The sequence below is a fragment of the Anaeromicropila herbilytica genome (assembly GCF_016591975.1).
Taxonomy (GTDB): domain Bacteria; phylum Bacillota; class Clostridia; order Lachnospirales; family Lachnospiraceae; genus Anaeromicropila; species Anaeromicropila herbilytica.
Map to the genome: position 1 here is coordinate 1,759,421 of NZ_AP024169.1, position 18,438 is coordinate 1,777,858.

At 32.4% G+C, this 18,438-nt stretch carries 13 protein-coding genes; 11 read left to right on the plus strand and 2 right to left on the minus strand.

The genetic code is table 11. The features are described 5' to 3' along the window. Positions 1-308: 308 nt before the first annotated feature. Positions 309-1,187 carry a LysR family transcriptional regulator gene (locus bsdtb5_RS07465; protein ID WP_271715405.1) on the minus strand — a complete coding sequence of 293 codons (879 nt, stop codon included), beginning with the start codon at positions 1,185-1,187 and terminating at the stop codon, positions 309-311. Positions 1,188-1,546: 359 nt separating this feature from the next. On the opposite strand from bsdtb5_RS07465, the gene bsdtb5_RS07470 reads away from it, so the two are divergent. Then, positions 1,547-2,482 (plus strand): M14 family metallopeptidase, encoded by a 936-nt coding sequence (locus tag bsdtb5_RS07470; RefSeq protein WP_271715406.1) that lies wholly within the window; start codon positions 1,547-1,549, stop codon positions 2,480-2,482. Continuing rightward, the gene (locus bsdtb5_RS07475; protein WP_271715407.1) at positions 2,483-3,418 is read left to right on the plus strand and encodes a M14 family metallopeptidase; all 936 of its coding nucleotides are present in this window, start codon (positions 2,483-2,485) and stop codon (positions 3,416-3,418) included. A 78-nt stretch (positions 3,419-3,496) separates the two neighbouring features. On the opposite strand, the gene bsdtb5_RS07480 is transcribed toward bsdtb5_RS07475, so the two are convergent. After that, positions 3,497-3,919, minus strand: coding sequence for a helix-turn-helix domain-containing protein (locus bsdtb5_RS07480; RefSeq protein WP_271715408.1), 423 nt, complete (start codon positions 3,917-3,919; stop codon positions 3,497-3,499). A 400-nt stretch (positions 3,920-4,319) separates the two neighbouring features. On the opposite strand from bsdtb5_RS07480, the gene bsdtb5_RS07485 reads away from it, so the two are divergent. The 9 genes from bsdtb5_RS07485 (at position 4,320) to bsdtb5_RS07530 (ending at position 18,312) form a co-directional block, all read left to right on the plus strand. Continuing rightward, positions 4,320-4,457, plus strand: a complete 138-nt coding sequence (locus tag bsdtb5_RS07485) for a hypothetical protein (protein WP_271715409.1) — start codon at positions 4,320-4,322, stop codon at positions 4,455-4,457. A 508-nt stretch (positions 4,458-4,965) separates the two neighbouring features. Continuing rightward, entirely contained in the window at positions 4,966-6,138 is a 1,173-nt protein-coding gene (locus bsdtb5_RS07490) for a peptidyl-prolyl cis-trans isomerase (RefSeq protein WP_271715410.1), read from the plus strand. Positions 6,139-6,358: 220 nt separating this feature from the next. Then, positions 6,359-10,132: a phosphoribosylformylglycinamidine synthase gene (locus tag bsdtb5_RS07495; protein WP_271715411.1), complete on the plus strand. Its 3,774-nt coding sequence runs from the start codon at positions 6,359-6,361 to the stop codon at positions 10,130-10,132. A gap of 662 nt (positions 10,133-10,794) precedes the next feature. Beyond that, complete coding sequence (locus bsdtb5_RS07500; RefSeq protein WP_271715412.1) at positions 10,795-12,666, plus strand: ABC transporter substrate-binding protein; 1,872 nt, start codon at positions 10,795-10,797, stop codon at positions 12,664-12,666. Between the two features lie 106 nt (positions 12,667-12,772). After that, complete coding sequence (locus bsdtb5_RS07505) at positions 12,773-13,753, plus strand: ABC transporter permease (protein ID WP_271715413.1); 981 nt, start codon at positions 12,773-12,775, stop codon at positions 13,751-13,753. Positions 13,754-13,763: 10 nt separating this feature from the next. Next, a complete protein-coding gene (locus tag bsdtb5_RS07510) occupies positions 13,764-15,578 on the plus strand; it encodes an ABC transporter permease subunit (protein WP_271715414.1) in 1,815 nt (604 codons plus the stop codon). An 11-nt stretch (positions 15,579-15,589) separates the two neighbouring features. Beyond that, positions 15,590-16,585: an ABC transporter ATP-binding protein gene (locus bsdtb5_RS07515; protein ID WP_271715415.1), complete on the plus strand. Its 996-nt coding sequence runs from the start codon at positions 15,590-15,592 to the stop codon at positions 16,583-16,585. Further along, positions 16,572-18,077: an oligopeptide/dipeptide ABC transporter ATP-binding protein gene (locus bsdtb5_RS21780; RefSeq protein ID WP_330611967.1), complete on the plus strand. Its 1,506-nt coding sequence runs from the start codon at positions 16,572-16,574 to the stop codon at positions 18,075-18,077. The genes bsdtb5_RS07515 and bsdtb5_RS21780 overlap by 14 nt, the downstream gene beginning before the upstream one ends. A gap of 19 nt (positions 18,078-18,096) precedes the next feature. Beyond that, a complete protein-coding gene (locus bsdtb5_RS07530) occupies positions 18,097-18,312 on the plus strand; it encodes a hypothetical protein (RefSeq protein ID WP_271715416.1) in 216 nt (71 codons plus the stop codon). The last annotated feature ends 126 nt before the right edge of the window (positions 18,313-18,438 follow it).

The window sequence follows — 18,438 nt, forward strand, 5'->3', positions numbered from 1 at the left end:
CTGTCCTAGCATATAACACAAAATGAACCGAGAATAAGATCTTCTAATACATATTCAAAGGCGCATTTGTTTTTTCTGTTTGTGCAAATTGCCAGGTTGGATTTTTAAACAGGTCATTTGCCAGACAACGCATAGAATATTAATATTAGAAAATAGTTTTAAAAATAAAATAAAAATAACGTAATCTTTCATGATAAGCATGCATTGAAAGATTACGTTATTTTAGTATATAAAATCATAATATAAATGTTTTAGTTAGTATTGTATATCCTCATGCAAGATATTTTTATCTTGCATTCCATTAGATCTTATCTTCCTAAAATACTAAGGAAATATTCGGATGCTCCAGATAGTGGGAGTTGATCATTATAAGCTACGACTAACTTTCTTGTAGGAAGAAATTCTTCGGTTTCAATGATTACTAAGTCATCTTCATTAGTAACACAAAAATCAGGAATAAAAGCAATTCCTAAACCTATCTTAGCTAAGTCTTTTAATAAATCATTACTACTTAATTCTATAGATGGAACCAAATCTAATTGGTGTTGTAGAAATAGATTATGAAGATATTCACTTGTTGTAGATTGTTTGGTGAGCATGAGGATAGGATAAGTCTGCAATTTGGCTAATGATACTGGTCCTTGACCAAGATCAAAAGCATCTGGATTCATAACAAATACATCTTTAAAATCCTTAATTGGTTTCACAGCATTTGTATTATTTAATCTGGAGTTTGGTGAATTAGTGACGATAATATCAACCTGACCTGATTCTAAGAAATCAACACATTGTAAAGAGGTTCCATTGGTAACTTTAATATGGACGTTAGGATATTCTTTATGAAATTTGTTCAAGTAGGGTACTAAAAAATATCTACATATAGTATCACTTGCACCTATTCTAAGTTGACCGCCACTTAGTGAATTTGCCTCCATTATCTGACTTTCACCACGGAGAATTAGATTAATAGCTGGTTCAATGTGCTTATATAACAATTCTCCCTCTTTTGTTAACTTAACCTTTTTAGTACTCCTTAAGAATAGTGAAAGATTTAACCTTTTCTCTAATACTTTAATCGATTGACTAACAGCAGATTGAGAAATAAATAATTCCTTTGAAGCATCGGAAAAACTTAGTGTTTTCGCTACATAATAAAATACTTTGTACAGTTCGTAATTAATGTCCATAAAAGGTGCTCCTTTCAAAATAAGTCACTGATATTTATCCTATCAAGAACTGTTGAATATGAATATTTCCTAGATAATAATGTATTCGAATAAGTATTCAAAACAATAAATTTAGTATGTATTTATCTGAACACTACGATTTATTTTTTCTTAGACGTTTCATGTATATTCCGTTCGATTTTACAAAGTATTATCTAATTCAAGAAAATAATAGCATAAAACGAATAAGATAACAACAAAAAAAACCTGTGTTTAGATGCGAATTGACAGTGTAAGTAAACTATAGTATGATAGAAAAAAGGTAATGACGCCCATTTTGGGTGCTTTTTTTATGCCAAAAGAGAAAGGGGTATTGTAGTATGCTTAAGAATATTTCATCTGTAGGATTACCAGTAGGTGAAGTTCTACATATTCGTAAAAATACATTAACACCTTCTAATATTACTGGTGAAGAGAAAAGAATAGCCATTGTTACAGGAATTCAAGGCGATGAGTTGGAAGGTCAATATGTCTGTTATGAATTAATACGAAGAATTAATGAAAACATTAAGTGTTTGCATGGAATCGTTGATATTTACCCAGCTATCAATCCTTTAGGATTAGAATCTGTATCAAGAGGAATGCCTACTTTTGATCTTGAATTAAATCATATATTTCCAGGAAATATAGAAGGTGACATGGCTGAATATACAGCTGCAAAATTAGTAGAAGATATTATTGGAGCCAACTTATGTATTGATCTTCATGCCAGTAATATTTTTATAAGAGAAATTCCACAAGTTCGTTTGACACATGAAAACTCGGATTCTTTAATGCAGTATGCGAAATTGTTAAATGTTGATTTTGTATGGGTACATGAATCAGCAACGGTTTTAGAATCAACATTGGTATATAGCTTGAATAAATTAGGGGTTCCATCTCTTGCTGTTGAAATGGGAGTTGGAATGAGAATTACAAAGGAATATGGAGAACAACTTACAGAAGGTATCTTTGCTATCCTAAAGGAAATGGGCATATGGTCTGGGACAAGCATAATACCAAAATCACCGATAATCTCTACAGATGGGGAGGTATCATTCATTCATGCTGAAGCATCAGGAATATTTGTCCCTCAGATTAAGCATTGGAAGGGTGTAAGAAAAGGAGATAGTGTTGGTGATATACTAGATCCATTTACAGGAAGCATTGTTCATCATGTGATAGCACCTTGTGATGGTATGGTATTTACCTTAAGAGAATATCCAGTTGTTCATAATGGATCTCTAATTGCAAGGATTCTAGGAGGTGCAAATTAGATGATGAAAGAAATAATCTACACATTAAAATCACCATACAGAGAAGACTTCAATCTTTATGGATATACTTTTGGTAAAGGTGATAAATCTGCATGCATTGTAGGACCAACAAGAGGAAATGAAGTGCAACAATTATATATTTGTTCTCAACTGATAAAGATATTATCGAATTTAGAAAAGAATGGTTCGATTGTATCAGGAAAAGAAATATTTGTGATTCCTTCCGTAAATCACTTTTCTATGAATATTGAAAGAAGATTCTGGTCCGTAGATAACACAGATATTAATCGTATGTTTCCAGGAGATGCAAACGGAGAGACAACAAGAAGAATTGCTGCTGGAATCTTTGAAAGAGTAAAAGGATTCAACTATGGAATTCAGTTTGCTAGCTTTCATACACCAGGAGATTTTATACCACATGTTCGAATGATGGAAACGGGATACCAAAGTAATAGTCTAGCGAACTTATTTGGATTACCTTATGTTGTAACAAGAAAGCCAGAACCAATCGATAAAGTAACATTAAATTATAACTGGCAAATGACGAATACAAATGCCTTTTCAATCTATACAACTGCAACAGAACAGATTGATGAGAAGTCTGCTATGCAAGCAGTTTCATCGGTGTTACGTTTCTTAACGAGAATGGGAATTATTAAATACAATTGTCACGGCGGATACATTGCAAGCATTATTGAAGAAGGAAGTTTAATGCCAATACGTGTGAATGTATCAGGAATATATCGGAGATTTAAGAATCCAGGAGATGAAGTTAAATTTGGAGATATACTTGCAGAAGTAGTAGATCCTTACGAAGGAGAAGTAATATCACAGATTGTATCGCCAACGGATGGCATTATTTTCTTTGCACATGCAAAGCCATTAGTGATGGAAAATTGTATTATCTATAGGCTGATTCGAAGATTACATGAATAACATTATTGCCCGGAAAATGAACTGATAATTATTTGCTAAGTAATATATTAATAGTCATTCAACGGGCAATCCTTAATTTTATCTATCCTTTTCGCCATATCTTGTCTTTTCTGATACAAGTTGATCGGGTTCGAACATTGTATGAGACACAGAACTTATTGCAACTTGCTTGATAAAATCCTTGATTACGGAACGTTTATCAGAATCCAATTTGGAGTATTCTTTTAGAATCTGAATATCTAATTCATCTAATTTATAATAATCAGCAATTTTTTGAAAGTCATCCTTAGATTTACTGTCGTACATATCACCACTTCCAAAGCGAAGCCATTTTTCGTTAATATGAAATTCATTACAGATAAGTTTTATATGTTTCTCTGTTACATTTCTTGTTCTATTTTCAATATTCGAGATGCTGGATTTGGTTAATCCAATAATTTGGCCAAATTCTTCTTGACTCATTTTTAAGGATTCTCTAATTTCTTTAACCCTATTATTCATAAAGTGATACTCCTTTTTCAGTAAGTATGTGTATTGTCTATAAATTAACTAAATATACTCCGATTCCGTAGTTGGTATAATATCTTCAAAATTCATCTAGTATATGATAAGAATAACATAGACAGTTCTATTTGTAAACTTTTATCTGAATATATGTTGACAAAATAAGATTAATGGATTAAAATGTATTCATATAAAACAACTGAGTTTACAAATGATACAAGATTTGATAATATTAATAGCAAAATAGAATATAAAAATTAGTGATATGATTTGTTTATTGTTTATTGAATAAAGTTATAGGAATATTTGCACCACGCTAGGAATATATATATGTTATACATTATATATTGGACAAGGTCATTATGCGTGGTAGAACCTAAAGCAGAGGAGTGCCATGATGGAAGAAGTGGAGGTAATATGTGATAGCGAATTATACGAATTAGTTCTAGTTTTACAAGGTATGAATGAAGAGACGAAGAAATTGATAATAAATAATATAACAGAGTTGAGCAAACATAGTGAAATAGAAGAGTGATATCCTCTTTTCGTAATATAGAAGGATAATTCAGTTGATTTACATAAGACTTAATTTTAGTGTCAGTGTCAGAATTACATCATAGTAGATAAATATACTAAGGCAAGTGAAGATAAAGTATAAAACATTATCGATTTTAAATAGAGTATAAGGCTATAGACCTTCCCTATATTTAGAAAAGAAGTGAGACCCAACCCTATCGCCCTTTTCCATGAATAATATGCTTTAGTCTTATACTTTATTTCAAATTGATAAAGCAGGTATAGTAAAGCTGTGTATAAAAAAGGAAAACTATTACTTGCGTTTTTCTTTTAATGGACTATAATTAAAAGTGACGCTCTTTAAGTCATGCAGCAATACATAGAATCTTGTCTAACGTTTTATTTAAAGCATTATATAAAATTTTTATAAATAAAATAAGTAGATTTTGTGAACTCTATCATATAAGCTTGACTTATAAGAGAAATGAAGTACAATAAAGCTATAATAAAATATTGGAGGACGCAAAGTGAAGAATTTGAAAAAAGTAATGTCATACGCATTAATTGGTGTTTTAACAATGAGCATGACATTAGTAACAGGTTGTAAAAAGAAGGATTCAGCTGAAAAAAGTAGTGACAAGTTGAATAACGTGGTTGTTACCGTGGATGATACGAAAATTAAATTAAAAGATGCAATGTATTTTATTTTCGATACAGAAGCAATGGGTGAATATTATGATCAAATGTATAAGTCATATACTGGTTCAGGCTATTGGGATGCCAAAGGCGATGATGGTTTAACAAATCGTGAAAAAGCTAAAGATTATGTTATGGATAATGTGGTTATGATTGATATTCTATCTAAGAAAGCAAATGAAGATAAACTTACATTGACAGATGACGATAAAAAGACAGTTAAGACCAATGTTAAAACACTTTTAGGACAAGTTAGTAAAGAACAATTAAAGATTACTGGATTTACACAAAAAAATCTTGAAGCAACTTTAGAAAAAATGGCTGTTGCTGGAAAGTATTATGACAAGATGATTAAGGGCTTTAATATTGATAAAGAAGCAATTAAAGCTGGAATTAAAAAAGCTGATTATAGACAATATAACACTGATTATATTCTATTCCCTACAACAAAAACAGATGCTAGTGGTAAAGCAGTAGCATTATCTGATAAGGAAAAGAAAGAAGCTTTAAAGAATGCTCAAGAAGCTTTAACAAGTTTAAAAGCAGGCAAATCATTTGCTGATTTAAAGAAAACATATACTACTGCAACTTCTGATTCTAAAAATTTCACAGATAGTGATCAAAATACAGATGCAGCATATAAAAAAGCTGCTAAGCTACTTAACAATAAAGAGTTCAGTAACGTTGTAGAAGGAACTGATGGATACTATGTAATTCAAATGACTAATAATAATTCATCAGAAGCTTATGATACTGCAGTTGATCAAGCAGTACAAACAGAAACTGGAAAGCAATTTGATGCAGCATATAAAAAACTTAAAAAGAATTACAAAGTTACTGTAAACAAAAAAGTTTGGGATACTATTACTATGGGTAAAACAACTATTGTTCAAACAGATAAAACTAACTCATCAACTGGAACTACTGGGGCTGCTGGAACTACGCAAACTACAGAAGATTCAAAATCAAGTACAGATTCAAAGACTGATAGTGGAAATAAATAATAGTAAATATTTATAGAATTTATGGAAGGAGTAACTAATATGCGATTTGCATTTAGTTGCTCCTTTTTTGATTAGTAAATCTAATTAATATTCTTAAATATATTAATTTTTATTATAGAATAGTGTGTGATAGAATAGTTTTAGAACAATACAACAATAGGATTAAAATCTGTAGAATAAACTAACAATAATTAATAATTATTATCAGTGGAGGTTAGTAATGAACAGCGTAAAGAGAATTTATGTAGAGAAAAGAGCACCATATGCAATTAGAGCTAAAGAACTAGCTAGCGAGATTAAGAGTTATCTAGGTATCAAAAATACATCTAATGTAAGGGTCTTAATTCGTTATGATATTGAAAATATTTCAGAAGAAACATATAAAAAATCATTAGGTACTGTTTTTTCTGAACCACCAATTGATATTTTATATGAAGAAGCATTTCCATTTGAAGATACTGATCGTATCTTTGCAGTAGAATATCTTCCAGGTCAATTTGATCAAAGAGCAGATTCAGCAGTTCAATGTGTTAAACTTTTAAGAGAAGAAGAGGAACCAGTCATTAGAACTGCTACTACTTATGTATTATCAGGAAACATCTCAGATGACGAATTCGAGAAAGTTAAGGAGTTTTGTATCAATCCAGTAGATTCAAGAGAAGCTGGCGAAGAAAAGCCAAAGACATTAGTAACTGAATTCGAAGAACCAGAAGATGTTACAGTGTTTGATGGATTTACATCAATGAACGATAAAGATTTTGAAGAATTATATCAATCATTGAATCTAGCAATGACTCTAAAAGATTTTCTTCATATTAAGCAGTATTATAGGGAGGAAGAAGAAAGAGATCCATCAATGACTGAGATTCGTGTATTGGATACGTATTGGTCAGATCACTGCCGTCATACAACATTTTTAACTGAACTTAAAAATGTTGAATTTAAAGATGGTTATTATAAAAACCCAATTATGAATAGCTATAATAAATATTTATCAGATCGTGAAATTATATTTAAAGGAAGAGATGATAAGTATGTGTCTCTAATGGATGTAGCCCTCATGGCAATGCGAAAATTAAAAGCTGATGGCAAACTAGATGATATGGAAGTATCAGATGAGATTAATGCATGCTCTATTATTGTGCCAGTTGAGATTGATTATGAAGATGGTAGAGGACTAGTAACAGAAGAATGGCTTATCTTCTTTAAAAATGAGACACACAACCATCCAACCGAGATTGAACCTTTTGGTGGAGCTGCAACATGTCTAGGTGGAGCAATCCGAGATCCACTATCTGGAAGAGGTTACGTATATCAAGCAATGCGTGTAACTGGAGCTGCTGACCCAACTGTATCGTTAAAAGATACTTTAAAAGGTAAATTACCTCAGCGAAAGATCGTAACTGGTGCAGCAAGTGGTTATAGTTCTTATGGTAATCAAATAGGATTAGCAACAGGACAGGTTACTGAAATATATCATCCTAATTATGTAGCGAAAAGAATGGAAATTGGTGCTGTAATGGGTGCTGCACCTAGAAAAAATGTTATAAGAATGGATTCAGATCCAGGTGATATGATTATATTGTTAGGCGGTAGAACAGGACGTGATGGCTGTGGTGGTGCAACAGGTTCTTCTAAAGCTCATACAGTTGAATCTATTGAGACTTGTGGAGCAGAAGTACAAAAAGGTAATGCACCGACAGAGCGAAAGATTCAACGTTTGTTCCGTAGAGAAGAAGTAAGCAAGTTAATTAAAAAATGTAATGACTTTGGTGCAGGTGGAGTATCTGTAGCTATTGGAGAATTAGCAGATGGCTTAGTCATTGATCTGGATAAGGTACCTAAAAAGTATGCAGGTCTTGATGGTACTGAATTATCAATATCAGAATCACAAGAAAGAATGGCTATTGTTGTTGATGAGAAAGACGTAAACACAATGTTAGCTTATGCAGCAGAAGAAAATCTTGAAGCTGTTGTAGTTGCCAAAGTAAGCAAGGAACCAAGATTAGTAATGAGTTGGAGAGGCAAAACAATAGTCGATATTAGTCGTGCATTCTTGGATACAAATGGTGCTCATCAAGAAGCAGAAGTGGTAGTTGAGATACCATCCAAAGAGAATAACTATTTAGAACAAAAACCATTAATAGAGGATGTTAAAGAGAAATGGCTCAAAACATTGAATGATCTTAATGTTTGTTCACAAAAAGGACTTGTTGAGATGTTCGATAGCTCTATAGGCGCAGCGACTGTAACAATGCCATATGGAGGTAAATATCAATTAACTCCAACACAATGTATGATTGCAAAACTACCTGTGTTAAAAGGAGCTACAGAAACAGTTACCATGATGAGCTATGGATTTGATCCATATTTATCAAGCTGGAGTCCTTATCATGGATCAGCTTATGCTATTTTATCCTCAGTTGCTAAGATAGTAGCCTCTGGTGGAGATTACAAGAAGATACGTTTTACATTCCAAGAATATTTCAGAAGACTTGGAAACGATAAGAAACGTTGGGGTGAACCATTTGCTGCTTTACTTGGAGCATATGAGGCTCAGATGAGACTTGATCTTGCCTCAATAGGTGGTAAAGATAGTATGTCAGGAAGTTTCGGTGACATTGATGTTCCTCCAACATTGGTATCTTTCGCAGTAGATGTTGCCAATTACAATGATATTATTACACCTGAGCTTAAGACTTCAGGTAATAAGTTGATAAAGTTTACAATTACAAGGGATGAATATTCCTTACCAGTATATGAAGATATCATGAATCTTTATGACGAGATTCATAGATTAATTATCAATAAAAGCATTGTATCTGCTTATGCATTAGATTCTAATGGTATTGTAGAAGCAGTTAGTAAAATGGCTTTTGGAAATAAACTTGGTGTTAAAATAAGCGATGATATTTTAGCAGAAGATTTATTCAATCCAGAATATGGTTCGATTATAGCTGAGATTTCAGAAGAAGCGCTAGCTGATATAACAGAAGGGTATTCTATCGTTGGTGAAGTAATTGAAGAACAACAATTTATTTATCAAAATGCAGTAATTACAATGGATGAAGCTGTAAAGGAATGGACTTCAAGACTAGAAGAGGTATTCCCAACTAGATCTGATGTAGCAGAGAAAAAGATAGAATCAAAATTATATGATACAAAAGATATCTATATTTCTAATAATAAGAACGCGATGCCTAAAGTATTTATACCTGTATTCCCTGGAACGAATTGTGAATATGATTCTGTGAGGGCATTCGAAAAGGCAGGAGCTAAGGTGGAGACAGTTGTATTTAAAAATTTAAATGCAGATAATATAAGAGAGTCTGTAATGCAATTTGAAAAAGCAATTAAAGATGCACAAATACTAATGTTCCCAGGCGGATTCTCAGCTGGAGATGAACCAGATGGATCAGGTAAATTTATAGCAACTGCATTCCGCAACGAAAGAATAAAAGAATCCGTGAACGATTTGTTAAAGTCAAGAGATGGACTAGTATTAGGTATATGTAATGGATTCCAAGCTTTAATTAAATTAGGATTAGTGCCTTATGGTGAAATAACTCCGCAGAAAGAAGATTCACCAACACTTACAACTAATAGTATCGGACGCCACATTTCAAAATCTGTCTATACAAAAGTAGTTACAAATAAATCACCATGGCTTAGAAAAGCAGAATTAGGTGGCGTTTATTCTGTGCCAGCTTCACATGGAGAAGGTAGATTTGTAGCAAGTGAAGAGTGGATAAAGAAATTATTAGAAAATGGGCAGATTGCAACTCAATATGTTGATCTTAATGGAAATGCTACTATGGATGAAGATTATAACCCTAATGGTTCGTATTATGCAATTGAGGGTATTACAAGCCCAGATGGTAGAGTATTAGGAAAAATGGCGCATTCTGAGCGTATTGGAAAAGCGGTAGCCATGAATATCTATGGTAACCAAAATCAATATATCTTTGAGTCTGGTGTTGAATATTTTAAATAGCAAAACAATGATAAGTATAGTTAAATAGTAAATGAGATTTAAACTAGAGTCATATCTAAGAAATAACTAGTGCAAAATAAGCTAAAAACATGTATACGTTTTTAGCTTATTTTTTTCATGAAATTTATTAGATAGTCATATATCTATTTGTAAAGAATATATAATATATAATACACACAAAATGTTATTTTTAGCTTACAAATTAAAATGTATATTATAGAAGAAATTTATATTTATATAATATGGAGATGTTGAATTTGTTGGAAAGAATACATCTATTTCCACAATATAAAGCTTTGGGTAGAAATGGGTCTTTTTTTAAACAAAATTACCATATTATATATATAAATAAATATGTATAAATATATAATAGCTGAGAAATAATCAGATTTAACACATTTATACAAAAATGTTGAGAGATATTGTGTGATTATGATATTCATTAACAAAACTTCTAAATTATACAATTTAATGTTGCAATATGATAAAATCTGTGATAACATGAACGAGTAAATGATAAGAGAATACATTAAGGTTTAGCGACGATGGAGACGTGATTCTGTTTGCTAAGCCTTTTGCTTTACTACACTAAAGTGCGACACTTTAACATGGTAACAAATAACAATAATATCATTTGCAAAGAATAAAAAGGAGGATTATTTATGAAGAAATTTACAAAGAAAACACTTTCATTACTACTAGTTCTTACACTAGCTGTTACTTCATTTGTAGGATGTAGTAGTAATAAAAAATCAACTGACAAAAAGTCAAGTGAAACAAAGACTGCGAAAGCATCTGGTCAATTAATCATTGGTGATATTACAGATTTAACTGGTGATTTTATGTCTGGTTGGACTTCTGGAGCATCTGACATGCGTGTTAGAGAATTAATTGGTACATATGGTTACAACGGATATAGCACTATAGCATTAGCTAAAGATGGTACATTCGTTCAGAACAAAACTGTACTTAAAGATTTTAAATCAGAAGATAATTCTGATGGTACTAAGACTTTCACAATGACTATCAATGATGGTTTAACTTGGAATGATGGAACTGCAATTACTGCTAAAGATTATGTGTTTAGTATACTTTTAACCTCATCAAAGCAATGGGGTGAGTTAGAAGCTGATACTACAAGTGGAAATTACATTGCTGGTTACGATGACTTCAATAAAGGAACAACGAAAGAATTTACTGGTGTTCATTTATTAAGCGATAACCAATTCTCTATCACAGTTAAAAAAGAAAAATTACCTTTCTTCTATGAATTAACATATGCAGCTGCTACACCAAGCCCAATGGCAGTATATGCTCCTGGTGTTACACTTAAAGATGATGGTAATGGTGCTTACCTTTCAAAAGAGTTTACAACTGCTTTAATTAAAGACCCAATTAACAAAGAAAGATATAATCCAACTGTTACTTGTGGACCTTACAAAGTGGAATCATTTGATAAAGGTGGTTTAACTGCTACATTAGTAGTAAATGATAAATATGCTGGAGATTACACTGGCCAAAAACCACAAATCGAAAAAATCATTATTAAAAAAGTAACTTCTGCAACAGCTGCAGATGAATTAAAAACTGGTAACGTTGATATGTTAAATCAAATGGGTGGCGCTGATTCAATCAATGCAGGTCTTGATTTAGTAGATCAAGGTATTGCTAAAGATAATTCTTACTTACGTAATGGATATGGAATGATTGTATTTACATGTGATATAGGACCAACTCAATTTGTTAAAGTTCGTCAAGCAATCGCTCACTTACTAGATAGAAATGAATTCGCTAACCAATATTCAGGTGGTTATGCATCAGTTGTTAATGGAGCTTATGGTTTAGCACAATGGATGTACCAAGAAAAGAAAGATGATATTAACAGCAAACTTGATAGTTATGCTTACGATATCGATGCAGCCAAGAAATTACTTGTAGAAGATGGATGGACTTTAAACAAAGATGGTAAAAACTTTGTTGAAGGAACAGATAAACTTCGTTACAAGAAAGTAGATGGCAAATTAATGCCTCTTACAATTCAATGGGCAAATACAGCTAACAACCCTGTATCAGATTTATTATCAACAATGCTTCCATCAAGTATGGAAAAAGTTGGTATGAAGTTAGAAGCAACAACTCTTGATTGGGGTGTTCTAATCAATAACATCTACAGACAAGGAATTGACAAACCAAAATACAACATGTTTAACATGGGTAATAGTTTTGCATCTGTATACGATCCATCAAATGAATATAATACAGATGATAGTTACATGGGAATGTACAACCAAAACTATATTAGAGATCAAAAATTATATGACTTAGCTTTAGCAATGAAACAAACTGATAGCAAAGATAAAGAAGGATATGCTAGTAAGTGGGTAGAATTCGAAAAGCAATGGAACTATGATCTTCCAGATCTTCCATTATATTCAGATGAATATCATGATTTCTATAATCCAAAGTTAGTAGGATATGAAGGTAATAGTATATGGACACCATCATATGCACTTTTATATGCTCACGTTAAATAATAGCTATATGAGAAAAGAGTAATAATGCTTAAGGAGATAGGGCATAAGATCCAATATGCCCTATTTCTTAGTATGAGAAAACAAGGTAGAAAGAGTAGGTGGCAAAATGCTTAAATATATAGCTAAGAGAATCTTATATATTATTTTTGTATTTTTTATTATGTCAATCATTATGTTTGGCATCTTTAAGATGGTTCCTGGAGATCCAGCAGCTATGGCAATTAAAGATGTTCCAAAAACAGATCCTGTTGTATATCAACAGAAATATGATGCAGCAAGAGAAAGATTAGGATTAGATAAACCAATTCCAGTACAATATGTTAGCTGGATTACTAAAATGTTATCAGGCGATTTTGGCTATTCGGAGTCATATCGTAATGATGTTATAAATATCGTAAAAGAGCCAATGGGAAATACTATATTTATTAACATTTTCAATGTAGTTGCTGCACTATTAATTACAATTCCTTTAGGTATTGTACAAGCAGTAAAAAAACACTCAAAATTCGATAATGTAGTTCAAGTTGGAACTATTGTTGGTTATAGTTTGCCATCATTTATTGTTTCATTAGTAGCTATATACTTTTTTGCTATAAAGTTACAAATTTTCCCTGTTAGTGGTATGAATACGCCTGGTTTTAGTGGAACAGGATGGGAAAAATTCCTCGATAAGATGTATCACTTCGCATTACCATTGATTGTTATGACAGTAGCGTCATTAGGTAGTATGACAAGATTCGTTCGTGCTGCAATGATCGAGGCACTAAGTATGGATTATATTAGAACTGCTAGAGCAAAAGGATTAACAGAGAAGGTAGTTATTTATTCTCATGCATTCCGTAATGCCCTATTACCAATCATTACACTTATTATTGGTTGGTTCTTAGGTATATTCGGCGGTTCTGTTGTTATAGAACAGATATTTGGATTAAATGGTTTGGGTAAATTACTATATACATCATTACAAGCACAGGATTACAATGTAGTATTAGCATTAAATATGTTCTATTTTGTTATTGCTATTGTTGGTAACTTAATTACAGACTTAAGCTATGGTTTAGTAGACCCTAGAGTTAAAATTAATTAGGAGGGTACATATGAGCAAGAATAGTAAGAAAAAAAGTACCTTATCATTAATCTTTAGTAGATTATTATTTGGACAAAAAGAAAGAGTTGAAACTTCTGTATTAGAGGAAGAACAAGTTCACAGTCCAATGAAAACAATTGTACGTAATTTTAAGAATAATAAACTTTCAATGACAGGTCTTATTATATTTGTAACAATGTTCTTAATTGTATTTATTGGACCTAATTTCTTGAAATTAGATTTATCTTATCAAGAAGTAACACAACAAAACATTGCTCCTACATCTTCATTAATGAAGGTTCCAAGTAAGTTAAAAGGGCATGTTAAACAGATTGCAATCGGTTCCACCTTTAGTGTTGGTTTATCAGATGATGGTAAAGTTTATACATGGGGTAAACCTAAGGAAAAAATGATAAAGACAATGCCTAGTCAAGAAGAAATGGGAAAAGTTGTTCAAATCGCTGCAGGTTTAGATCATGCATTGGCACTTAACTCAGAAGGTAAGTTATTCTCATGGGGAAATGATCGTTTCCATTTAGGATCTCTTCCATTAGATGTTCAAGGTGTTACAAATATTAAACAAATTGCTGCTGGTTACCAATTTTCGATCATTGTAACAGATGATGGTAAAGCTTTTGGTTGGGGTAATACTAATGTAATTGATTTTAATGTAGGCAAGTACCAAGGCCAAATAGATAAAGTAGTTGTTGCAAGTAGTGGTGTTATTGGTCTTACTAAGGATGGAAAAGTTATTTCCTTAATGACTAAAGAAAATGGTTACTCTAGAATTCCTCAGGATCTAGGTAAAGTAGTTGACATAGCTTCAACATCTAATGCCATAGCTGCAGTTGGTGACGATGGAAAAGTTACTGTATGGGGAAATATCACAAAGAATGTTGATAAAGTTCCACAGATTGATGGAAAAGTTGTATCTATTGCAGCTGGACGTTATCATTTCACAGCTATTACAGATGATGGAAAAACATATTCTTGGGGCGCTAATAACTTCAAGCAATCAACTGTTCCAAGTAGTATTCAAAAAGCAGATGTAAAAGCTGTATTTTCAGGGTATTATCAAAATTATGCAATTACAAAAGATGGTAGTGTATTAACTTGGGGATTAAAAGGTTACGTATTCGGTTCTGATGGAATGGGTCGTGATATGCTTACTAGATTAATCTCAGGTGGTCGTTTAACCATGACTATTGGTGCGATTGCAGTTATTATTTCTACAATTATCGGTGTAACTATTGGTGGCATCTCAGGTTACTACGGTGGTAAGATAGATATGTTTTTAATGCGTCTTCAAGAAGTAGTTGCTGGTATTCCTTTCCTACCTTTCGCTATGATCTTATCAGCAATTGTTGGTAATAGAATTTCGGAGACACAGCGTATTGCGTTAATTATGGTTATCTTAGGTTTACTTAGCTGGCCTAGTCTTTGTCGTCTTGTGCGTGCGCAAGTATTTGCAGAGCGTGAGAAAGAATTCGTTACTGCTGCAAAAGCTATGGGTGTAAAAGAAAACTTAATTGTATTTAAACATATATTACCAAATGTAATATCAGTTATTATCGTAAATGCAACCTTAGATTTTGCAAGCGCTATGTTAACAGAATCTACACTTTCATACTTAGGATTCGGTGTTATCGAACCTAACCCTACTTGGGGTAATATGTTAAATGGATCCAATTCCGGTGTTGTTATTCAAGAATATTGGTGGAGATGGGTGATTCCAGCAGTTGCGCTTGGTCTTGCTACAATCTGTATCAACATAATTGGTGATGGTTTGCGTGATGCAATTGATCCAAAATCACAAGAAAGATAGGAGTGTAGAACATGGCATTATTAGAGATAAATGATTTACATACCTTTTTTGAAACAAAAAAGGGAACTGTTAAAGCGGTAAATGGCGTTTCCTATTCGGTAGATGAAGGAAAAACATTAGGAATTGTTGGAGAAAGTGGTAGTGGAAAGAGTGTATCTGCTATGAGTATCTTAAAATTATTAGATGGAAATGGTCGTATTGATAGCGGTAGTATCATATTTAATGGTAGAGATTTAGCTGATGTTAAAGGAAATGATATGTGTAAGATTCGTGGAAACGATATCTCAGTTATCTTCCAAGAACCAATGACAAGTTTGAATCCAATCTTTACAATTGAAAGACAATTAAGTGAACCTTTTATGGTCCATCAAAAAATGAGTAAAAAGGAAGCAAGAAAGCAAGCAGTAGAAATGTTACGTTCTGTTAAGATACCGAATCCTGAAAGTGTTGCTAAGCAATATCCACATCAACTATCAGGTGGTATGAGACAACGTGTTATGATAGCTATGGCACTTGCCTGTCAACCTAAGCTCTTAATCGCTGATGAACCAACAACTGCTCTTGATGTTACAATTCAAGCGCAGATTCTTAAGCTTATGAATGAACTTAAGAAAGAAAGAGGAACTTCAATCCTTTTCATTACACATGATTTAGGTGTTATTAATGAAATGGCGGATGATGTAGCAGTTATGTATTGCGGTCAGGTAGTAGAAAAAGCTCCAGTTCGTACAATCTTTGGTAAGAACTCATACTCACATCCTTATACAGAAGGATTAATGTTCTCAATACCAAGACTTGATACGCCTGCAGGAGTACGTCTAGAAGCAATTCCAGGCGCAGTTCCTCATCCACTTGATTTACCAAAAGGTTGTAAATTTGCTCCTAGATGTAAATATGCAACAGATAAATGTAGGGAAGAAGAGCCAGAATTAGTATCGATTGAAGAAAATCATGTGATACGATGCTTCTATCCTGAGAAAGGGGTAAGATCAGATGGCAAAAAATAATGATAAAAAAGTATTAATTCATATAGAAGACTTAAAGCAATACTTTCCAATAAAGAAAACAAAAATGTTTCAAAAAGAGCAATTATATGTTAAAGCAAATGACGGTATCTCATTAGATATCTATGAAGGCGAAACTGTTGGTCTTGTTGGAGAAAGTGGTTGTGGTAAATCAACATTCGGTCGTGTATTACTTCAACTTTATCATCAAACTGACGGACGTACCATGTATCATGGTCGTACTATTGATGAGTTAGCTCCAAAGTATGTAGAAGATATCTTAAAGAATCTTGTATCAAAACGTGAACATTTAGATAAACTATATGAAAAAGAAACAAAGGTACAAGAAGAATATAATAACATCTCAGACCCTGAACAAAAGAGACTTTTTGAGCCTAAGTTAGACAAAGCAAAGAAAGAAGCACATGATTTATTCTTGGATATTGTACAATTAATTGGTGGTTTATATGTAGCTGATAATTTACAGGAAGTATCATCTGAACTATTAAAAAAATATAATGTATCAGTTAGATTATTTAAGCTAAATCAAGAGTTAAATGATGTTAAGATTTCTACGGGTGGAAAAGGATCAAATAGCTCAAAAGTTGCTGATCTAGAAGCTAAGATTAAGACTGAACAAAAAGAGTTAGATGCAATTAAATCTAATATTGATAACTTAAAGAAAAAATATGCATCGAATAAAGATTTCGCTAAATACGAAGAATATTTAGACAATGGTATTAATCTAACAAGATTAAAATATGAAGAAATGAGATACCTAAGAAAAGATCTTCAAATTATCTTCCAGGATCCATATTCTTCATTAGATCCACGTATGTCAGTAGGTCAAATCATTGGAGAAGGTCTACTAACTCATAAATATTTTGATAAAAATGGTCAAGAAATGCAAGAGTACATTATGAAAGTAATGGAAGATTGTGGTTTAGCACCATACTTCATTCATCGTTATCCTCACCAATTTTCTGGTGGACAAAGACAACGTATTGGTATTGCACGTTCTTTAGCATTAAAGCCAAAATTTGTTGTTTGTGATGAAGCAGTATCTGCCCTTGATGTTTCTATCCAATCTCAGGTTGTAAACTTACTACTTGATTTGAAGGAAAAAGAAAATCTAACATATTTATTCATATCACATGATTTAAGTGTTATTAAATATATTAGTGACAGAATCGGTGTTATGTATTTAGGTAACTTAGTAGAACTTGCTACTACAGAAGAATTATTTGCTAATACAAAGCATCCATATACAGAAGCATTACTTTCTGTTATCCCAACAACGGATATTGATGTGAAGAAGGAAGTAGTACTACTTGAAGGAGATATTCCAAGTCCAATTAAGCCACCAAGTGGTTGTAAATTCCATACTCGTTGCCGTTATTGTACTGATATTTGTAAACAAAAAACACCTGCATTTGAAGAAGTTGCGCCAGGACATTTTGTTGCATGTCACCACAAATTAGGCGAAAACAAGTAATAGATAAAGGAGAAACCTTATGATATTTGAAGGGAAATTTAGAAGAGCACTAGAAAAAGTTCGTAATAAAAATAAGAATGCATTGAAAGAAGAAGATTATACAGAAGATGGTCTTGAACTTGAAAAGCATGATTTATTGGCTATGATGATAGCTGGTGTTATTGTAATACTTCCAATTGCTTTAATAATATTTGCAATTATGATTGGATCTGTATGGTTCTTTTTCTTTCGTTAATTATCGTGATAGGTTATATCCAAATAATAGAATGCCCAGTTTTGGGCATTCTATTGTATTATAATGATGTTTTTGATGATTAGACCTATAAATGACATGTTTGGGGAGGTAGTCTAGGCAATTTGC